This is a genomic window from Kitasatospora sp. MY 5-36 (assembly GCF_001182915.1).
Taxonomy (GTDB): domain Bacteria; phylum Actinomycetota; class Actinomycetes; order Streptomycetales; family Streptomycetaceae; genus Kitasatospora.
Genome location: NZ_LFVW01000047.1, coordinates 1 through 8,395 on the forward strand (window position 1 = coordinate 1; position 8,395 = coordinate 8,395).

The following is an 8,395-nucleotide window of genomic DNA, read 5'->3' on the forward strand; positions in this document are numbered from 1 at the left end:
CCGTCGCGTGCCGCCCGGTGCGCGCCAGCGCGAGCGCCCGGGCCCGCCGCAACACCCGGTGGGTGCGGGCCCGTTCGGCGCGCAGCGCGGACACCGGATCCGTCCCCTCGGGCTCCGCGGGCGCGGTGTCCCCGTCCCAGAGCTCCAGCCCCGCCTCGGCCTCGGCGAGCGCCCCGGCGTGGTCCCCGGCCCGAGTCTTCTCGGCGCAGGCGGCGGCGTGCAGCAGCACCGCCGAGGCGTCCACCCGTTCCTCCCCGAGCCCCAGCCGGTACCCGGTCGGCGTGCTGACGATCAGCTCCGCCCCGAACTTCGCCCGGGCCCGCGACACCAGCACCTGCAACGCCTTCTCCGGCCGCTCGGGCCGCTCCTCCGGCCACAGCCCGTCCACCAGCCGCCCCCGGCCGCACCCGGCCCGCACCTCCCCGGCCAACAGGGCGAGCAGCCCCCGCAGCCCGGGCGCGGTGACCTCCTCACCCCGGCAGGAGACCGTGGACAGCACGCGCAGCTCGATCGTCACCGCGTCAGGGTAGCGATCACCGGACCGTACGTCCGTTCTGATCCCCGGTCAGCGGACGTGGGCCTAGTCCCTCGTCCCTTGTCCCGGAAGGCGGCAGCGCCTACCCTCCCGATATATCGATCCGATACATCGAACCGATAGCTCGCGCCCCCGGGGCCGGTCGACCCCGGGCGGACGCCCGCGCGCTGTGCACCCGGCACAGCCCGCCGACCACGAGGAGCCACGATGACGGGGACCGACCACAGCACCGAGCACCACCGGGACGACACCCGCGGCCACGCGCCCACCGGACAGGTGCCGGCGCAGGCCGAACGACGGCTGCATGGCTCGTCGTTCGGCCGGGCAGCGGTCGCCTACGCCGAGCACCGCCCGGACTACGCGCACGCCGCGGTGCACTGGGCGCTCGAAGCCGCGCCCGGCCCACGGGTGCTCGACCTCGGCGCCGGAACGGGCAAGCTCACCGCCACGCTGGTCGCGCTGGGCCACCAGGTCGTCGCGGTCGAACCCGACCCGGCGATGCTGGCCGAACTGCGCGGCACACTGCCGGACGTCCGCGCGCTGGAGGGGAGCGCCGAGGCGATCCCGCTGCCGGACGGGTCGGTCGACGCCGTGGTGTCCGGCAACGCCATGCACTGGTTCGACATGGCCGCCGCGGGGCCCGAGATCGCCAGGGTCCTCGCGCCCGGCGGCGTCCTGGCCGGCCTGTGGAACGTCTTCGACGACGGCGTCGACTGGGTGGCCGGCCTCGCCAGGGTCACCGGCCCCGCCGCCATCGGCCCGCGCGACGTGCCCGGCAGCTGGCGCACCGAGACGGCCCGGATGCACCTGCCCGCGTCGGGCGGCGCCGACGCCTGGTTCGACTCACCCGAGCAGGCGGAGTTCCCCCACGGCCAGCGGCGCACCGCCGACTCCCTCGTCTCGACCCTCGCCACCAAGGCCGGCGTCCTGGTCATGCCCGAGCAGGAACGCGAGGCCCTCCTGGAGGCGACCCGCACCTACCTCGCCGCCCGACCGGAGACCGGCGACGGCGAGTTCACCCTCCCGATGCTGACCAGCGTCCTGCGCGTCCGCCGGATGTGACGCCCGTCCGACGCCCGCCGCCCGGGGCCCGGGGCCCCTACAGCGTCCCGGCGTCCGGCCGGTTCGACCGCCGTGCGGCTGGTCGAGGACTGGTGGAGAGCCGTTCAATCGGCGCGGAGGGCGCGTTCCGTGATGTTGCGGGCCATGCCTCCGAAGACGGCGCTGTGGAACGGGGCGATGGCCCACCAGTAGGCGTGTCCGGCCAGGCCGTGCGGGTGGAACAGGGCCCGCTGCCGGTAGCGCGCCCCGCGCTCGCCCTCGGGTGTGACGGAGAGTTCGAGCCAGGCAAGCCCTGGTAGGCGCATCTCGGCCCTCAGGCGGAGCAGCCGACCGGGTTCGATCTCCTCCACCCGCCAGAAGTCGAGGGAGTCCCCGACCCGCAACCGGGCCGGGTCACGGCGGCCCCGGCGCAGTCCGACGCCGCCGACCGCGCGGTCGAGCCAGCCGCGCAGGGCCCAGGCGAGGGGGAAGGAGTACCAGCCGTTGTCACCGCCGATGCCTTCGATGACCCGCCAGACGGCGGTGACCGGCGCGGTGACGGTGCGTTCCCGGATGTCCTGGTAGAGGCTGCCGCCGGCCCAGTCGGGGTCCGTGGGCAGGGGGTCGCTGGGGGCGCCGGGCAGGGAGGCGGAGGACCAGCGGGTGGCGACGTCGGCGTCCTTGATGCGGCGCAGGGCGAGCGTGACGGCCTGGTCGAAGCCGGTCAGTCCGTTCGGCGGGTCCGGAACCCACCCGGCGATGTCGTGCTCGCCGCAGACGACCTCGTGGCGCAGGGACTCGACCAGGGGGCGGGCGATGGAGTTCGGCACCGGGGCCACCAGGCCGACCCAGTGGCTGGAGAGGCGGGGCGTGAGGACGGGCACGGGGACGATGAGGCGGCGGCGCAGTCCGGCCGCGCGGGCGTAGCGCCGCATCATCTGCCGGTAGTCGAGGACGTCGGGGCCGCCGATGTCGAAGGTGCGGTTCACCTCGGGTGGCAGATCGGCGGCGGCGGCGAGGTAGCCCAGGACGTCGCGGACGGCGATGGGCTGGATACGGGTCGACACCCAGCGAGGGGTGACCATCGCGGGCAGGCGTTCGGTGAGGTAGCGGAGCATTTCGAAGGAGGCGCTGCCGGAGCCGATGATCACGGCGGCGCGCAGCTCGGCGGTCGGGACGCCGCTGGAGCGCAGGATGCGTCCGACCTCGGCGCGGGACCTCAGGTGGGGTGACAGGTCCGCTTCCGGCACCGCGGTGGGCACGAGGCCGCCGAGGTAGACGATCCGGGTGACGCCGGCGGCCGCGGCGGCGGCCCCGAAGGCTCGCGCGGCTTCCCGGTCGGTGGTCTCGAAGGAGGGTCCGGTGCCGAGGGAGTGCACGAGGTAGTAGGCGGCGTCGACGCCGTCGAGGGCCGCCGTGAGGGTTTCGGGCCGGGTCACGTCGCCGGGGACGACGTCGACGTCGGCCCGCCACGGCTGGTCCCGCAGCCGGTCGGGGTCGCGCACCAGGCAACGCACGGAGTGCCCGCGCGCGAGCAGTTCGGGCACCAGACGGCCGCCGATGTAGCCGCTCGCGCCGGTCACCAGGCAGCGCTTCGAGTCGGGGCGCAAGGCGTTCATCTCGGCTCCTCGTCCGACGTCAAGGGTGTCGGGTCCGGCCGGTGCCCGGACCGACGGGACCAGGATCCCGCCTTGCTTCCGGAGCCCGCGACCGGGTGGACCGGCGGGCCCGGCGGCCGGTCCTGGCGTTCGCCCGCGCGGAGGACCGGCCGGCCGTGCTGGAACCGGGCCGTGAGGTCCTCGGGCGCGACGATCGGGGGCGGGTAGTCTCCGTCGAGGAGCCAGGGGCGGTGGACGGACGGCCCTGGCAGGTGGGCCAGTTCGGGCACCCATCGGCGTACGTAGTCGCCCGTGGGGTCGTAGCGGTCGGCCTGGCGCAGCGGGTTGAGCACCCGGTTGGGGCGGGTGTCGGTGCCGGTGCCCGCGACCCACTGCCAGTTGAGCTGGTTGACGGCGATGTCGCCGTCGACGAGCAGGGAGAGGAAGTGGGCGACTCCGATCCGCCAGTCGAGGTAGAGCGACTTGGTGAGGAAGCTTGCCGTCAGCAGGCGGGCGCGGTTGTGCATCCAGCCCTCTTCGGCGAGCTGGCGCATGCCGGCGTCGATGATCGGGTAGCCGGTGCGGCCCTGCCGCCAGGCCTCGGCCTCGTGCTCGTCGTGGTGCCAGCGGTCGTCCCGGGCGCGGTAGTCGCGGTGTGCGGCGTCGGGGCGGGCGGCGAGCACCTGGTGGTGGAAGTCGCGCCAGGCGAGCTGCCGGACGAAGGCCTGCGCGCCCTCGCCGTCGTGCCGCAGGGCGCGCTCGACGAGTTCGGTGGCGGACAGGCAGCCGAAGTGCAGGTACGGGGAGAGCCGGGAGGTGGCGTCGGCCGCCAGATCGTCATGGACGTCGGCGTACGCGTCGACGTCCCAGCGACGCCGGAGTTCCCGGCCCGCTCTCTCGCCACCGTGCGGCAGGGAAGGCGAGAGCGGGCCCCTGAACACGAGGTTCTCGCTGCCGATGCCGTCCGGCGTGCGGATCACCCGGGGCGCGGCCAGGACGCTGCGGTGGGGGGCCTGCCGCCAGGCGCGGTGGTACGGGGTGAAGACCGCGTAGTGGTCGCGGCCGGCCGGCGCGACACGCCCAGGTGGAAGGACGGTCACGGAGGCGTCGTGGACGTGCAGGCGGTTGCCGAGCACGGCGCGCAGCCGTGCCTCGCGACGGTGGGCGAAGGCGCTGACGCCCGCGGCGACGTGGACCGTCCCGGCGCCGGCTTCGGTGGCCACCTTGGCGGTCTGCTCGGCGGGCTCGCCGCGGCGCACGACCAGCCGGGAGCCGATCCGGCGCAGCGAGGCGTCCAGGTCGGCGAGGCAGTCGGCCAGGAAGGCCAGCCGGTTGGGCGCGGCGAACCCGGCGCCCTCGACGGCGGGGTCCAGGACGAACAGCGGGACGACCTGGTCGGCCGCGGCGCGGGCGGCGTGCAGGACCGGGTTGTCGTGCAGCCGCAGGTCCTGGGTGAACAGGGCGATGGAGACGGTCACGGGCGGTGCCTCGCAGGAGTGCGGTCGGGGTGGTCGGGTGTCGGCGCGTGGCAGGGGCGCGAACCCGCCGGTGCGGGCCTCGGACTCGGCCCGGCCGGGCCGTTGCGCGCCGAGCAGGCCCGGGACAGGGGACGGGACGGTGTGTCGGTGGTGGGACTTCAGGCCGTGACGGCCTGCTCCAGGAGGTCGACGGCGTCCGCGAGGGTGCGGGGGCGGGCTGCGCCGACCCGGGGCTGGTCGCGGGCCCAACCGGGACCGGCGGCCACGACCAGGGCTCCGCCGCGGGCTCCGCGCGGGCCCCACACCCTGTCGCCGACCCTGCGCACCAGCTCGCGGTCCGCGGTGTGCTGGTCCTGGGACCAGATCATCACGGCCGACGGCCCGATCCGGTGGACGGCGTCGAGCAGGGCCCGGGGCGGGACGGCCGCGCCCAGTATGCGAAAGGGGACCCCGCGCTCCGTGAGCGCCGCGGCCGTGGCCTCGATGGCGAGGGTGTGCAGTTCGAGGGGCGTCGCCGTCAAGAGGACGGGCCTCACCCGGCGGGCGGCGGGCCCGCCGACGGCCACGCCCCGCAGAGCGCTGGAGACGTGCCAGGACAGCAGGTGCTCGACCTCGACGTACTGCTCGCCGTCCGCCGCCCACCTGCGGCCCGCGGCGCGCAGCGCGGGCATCATGACCTCCGTCCACGCGTCGACCACCCCGAGCGCGTCCACCGCTTCCCGCAGGATCCGGGCGACCTCCGGCCCGTCCAGCCGCACCGCCGCCCGGGTCAGGCCCCGGCATTCAGGGCGCACCGCTCTGACCCGCGAGGCGTGGCTTCCGCCCGGACCGTGCCCGAGCCGCTCGCCGCCCTGTGAGTCCGTTCGCGGCTCGGGGAGAGCGCGTCGCGGGCTGTCCTCGTGTACGGAGACGTCGCGCTCGGCCAGGGCCGCCCTCGCCGCCTCGCCCGGAGGCACCCCGCGTGCCGTCAGCCGGCACATCGTCTCCAGGACGGCGATGTCCCGGGGGCTCCAGCGGCGGTGGTGTCCGGTCTCCCGATGGGCCGGGCCGATGCCGTAGCGGCGTTCCCAGGAGCGGACCGTCGTGGGTGACACACCCAGCCGCTGAGCCACGCGGCCGGTCGGAAGCCCGACAAGGTCCACCGGCTCGGGTGCCGGGTCCGGGTCTCCGGATCGCGCTCCGATCCGCCGGCCGGGGCCTCGGCCGGCCGATGAGGTCACCATCCTGCGGTCCTCCTCGCGGCGAACCCCGCGCGGCACACCACCACGGCGGCGATGACCGGCAGCGGGCTCCGGCCCGACCGGGCCGTGTGCGGCTCGGCCGGCTCCGGAGTGGAGACGCCCGCGCACGGCGACGCCTCGCACTCGGGCGTCCCGGTGGGCGGGCTCGCGGGAGCGGGGCGCTCCCGGGCGGGGAACTGTCGGCCGATGGTCACGCGCACAGCCTCCCGGTCGACGGCGCGCAGGTCCACCCGTCCCGGATGGACGCCGGCACGGGCCGGACCACCGGAGGCCGCGGGTGGAAGGCGACTCCGTACACGGGTGCGGCAGCCGTACGGTGGAGCGCCTCGGACGCGCCTTCGTCGCCGTGCGCCGACAGGTCCAGGAGACGACTCAGGTCTGCGGCACCCGGCACTTGCCTGCCGCCGAGATCCAGGCCGGAACGGGTTCGGATGAGCGAGGTCACGCGGCCACGGTGCAGCGGTTCAGCACCGATGGCCCAGTCGAATCGTTTGTGCAGCGTTTTCCGAGGGGAACCAGACCTGCCGGACGATGCGGCACCGCCGGCCCCGGCGGAGACGACACCACGGAGTCCCGTGCCCCTCGCCCTCGAACACCCGGCGGACACCGCCGCGGTCCGCGATCCCCCGGCGGTATCCCAGAACTCTGGGATACCGCCGGCAGCGGCCGACATCCAGCATCAGTACGGACGATCCCGCCGGCGCACGGGCGCCGCGTAGGTGGAGCCAGCCCTGGAGCCGTCCATGACCAGCTTGTTCGAGTCCACCGTCCCCCAGCCGGAGCCCGCGGACCACCGGGCCTTCGCGGGTGAGCTGTTCGGGCGGGCACGTGAGACGGCCGAGCTGCTGCGGCTGCTCGCCGACCCCACCGTGCCCGGCGTGCTGCTGCACGGCCTTCCGGGCAGCGGCAAGACCCGGCTGGCGTCCTCGGTCGCCGAGCAGTACCGAGCGATGGGCGGCACGACCGGAACTCCCTGCCCCGCTTCGTTACTGACTGTCGATCAGATCGAACCGGACGAGTATCCGGCACTGCTGGCCCGGTGCGCCTCGAGTGGGGCGAAGCTGCTCGCGACCGGTCGCCTGCCATCCACCGGCGCCGACGTGGCGTACCGGGTGGACCCACTGGCCGTTCCCGTGGACTGGTCACCGATCGACCTGGACGCCTTCTGCCGCATCCCCTCGGTCCAGGTCTTCACGGCCGCCCGACAGGCCTGGAGCCCGTGCTTCACGGTGACCGCCCGGAACCAGCAGGCCGTAGGCCGGATCTGCGTGGAACTCCTGGGCCTGCCAGGCGCGTTGGTGGTCGCGGCCCGGGTGGCGGCACTGGAGGGCATCGGCACCGTGCTGACCGCACTCGGCGGGGCGGGAGGAGACGGAGCCGCAGGAGGCAGGATTCCGGGCGGCGGGGTGGCCCCCTGCGCCTCGCCCGCCGTCCCGCCGGCGGGCCGGGCGGCGAGGCGACCAGCGGGGCGGGGCGGCCCGCTCGGCGCCGACGAGGCGCGGCTGCTGTCCTGCACGCCGCTGTTCGTCGGCGGGTTCGGACCCGAGGCACTTCGGGCGGTGTCCGGGATCACGCCGAGCGCCTTCCCTGCGGCGCTCGAAGCCCTGCTCGGTCGGCAGTCGCTGACGCTCGAGGACCGGCCGTCCGGCCGATTGGCCGGTGCAACCGAAACGCGACTTCATGTGCCGTTCGACAGCCTGCCCGAGGCCCGGCCCGCCGACAGCAGGTTCACCGCCCCCATGCTCCGCCACGCGCGCTACTACGCCCGGCTCGCGGCCGGGGCCGGCCGTCGGCTGGCCGCCGGTGACCAGCCGACAGCCCTGCTCGCCCTGCGCGTCGAGGAGGCCAACCTCCGCTTGGCGGTCAACACCCTGACCGGCCACGGGCTCACTGCCGAGGCCCTCGACCTGATGGAGCGGTTGCTCGCCCACGCCCGCCTCGTCGGCCTCGGCCCGGCCTGGGCCGACCGGGACGCCGCGCTGCTCGGCTCCACCAGTGCCACCGGCGAGCGGGCGCGCGTCCGGCTGGCGCTGATCCGCGCCGAAGCCCGACTGCTCGACGGCGACCACGAGTCGGCGACTGTCCTGCTGGACGAGACCGAGGCGGCCTCAGCCGAGTCGGACCGATGTCGGACCACATCCGATGCCCCCTCCACGGCGGCCCGACTCCTGCGACTGCGGGGCCTGACCGGGTTCGACCGTGACCCCGCCCGAACCCTCGCCGCACTCACTCGGGCGGCAGAGCTCCTCCGCGAAGCCGACGACGAACCGGCGGCCCTGCGCGTCGAGTTGGAGGCCGCCCTGGCCGAGCTTCGGCTCGGTCGGACCGGTCCCGGCAGCGCGCTGGCGGACCGGGTGCTGACCGCGGCGCGGCACCGGGGGGACGCACTGCTGGCCGGCACGGCCCTGCTCCACCTGGGCCTGCTCGCCGCCGCCGACGGCGATCCGTCCGCCTCCCGCGCCCACTGCGTCGAGGGGCTGGCCCAGCTGCGCCCGCTCGGCG

General features: G+C 75.4%; 5 protein-coding genes and 1 pseudogene. 2 read left to right on the plus strand and 4 right to left on the minus strand.

Annotation, left to right across the window (positions count from 1 at the left end; all coding sequences use genetic code 11):
- Nucleotides 1–517 (minus strand): annotated as a pseudogene (locus AE652_RS04345) (BTAD domain-containing putative transcriptional regulator); the annotation flags it as partial.
- 225 nt (nt 518–742) lie between these two features.
- Between AE652_RS04345 and AE652_RS04350 the strand changes: the two are divergent.
- Nucleotides 743–1,597: a class I SAM-dependent methyltransferase gene (locus AE652_RS04350; protein WP_082345228.1), complete on the plus strand. Its 855-nt coding sequence runs from the start codon at nt 743–745 to the stop codon at nt 1,595–1,597.
- 104 nt (nt 1,598–1,701) lie between these two features.
- Here AE652_RS04350 and AE652_RS04355 read toward each other — a convergent pair whose 3' ends face one another.
- From AE652_RS04355 to AE652_RS04365, 3 genes are all read right to left on the minus strand, one after another.
- Nucleotides 1,702–3,195 (minus strand): SDR family oxidoreductase, encoded by a 1,494-nt coding sequence (locus tag AE652_RS04355; RefSeq protein WP_049649778.1) that lies wholly within the window; start codon nt 3,193–3,195, stop codon nt 1,702–1,704.
- The gene (locus AE652_RS04360) at nt 3,192–4,652 is read right to left on the minus strand and encodes a deoxyribodipyrimidine photo-lyase (RefSeq protein ID WP_063780052.1); all 1,461 of its coding nucleotides are present in this window, start codon (nt 4,650–4,652) and stop codon (nt 3,192–3,194) included. The genes AE652_RS04355 and AE652_RS04360 overlap by 4 nt, the downstream gene beginning before the upstream one ends.
- A 158-nt stretch (nt 4,653–4,810) precedes the next feature.
- Nucleotides 4,811–5,746, minus strand: coding sequence for a B12-binding domain-containing protein (locus tag AE652_RS04365; RefSeq protein ID WP_369808264.1), 936 nt, complete (start codon nt 5,744–5,746; stop codon nt 4,811–4,813).
- 890 nt (nt 5,747–6,636) lie between these two features.
- Between AE652_RS04365 and AE652_RS04375 the strand changes: the two genes are divergently transcribed.
- Nucleotides 6,637–8,395 (plus strand): ATP-binding protein (locus tag AE652_RS04375; RefSeq protein ID WP_049649780.1); only part of this gene is annotated, 1,759 nt, incomplete at its 3' end.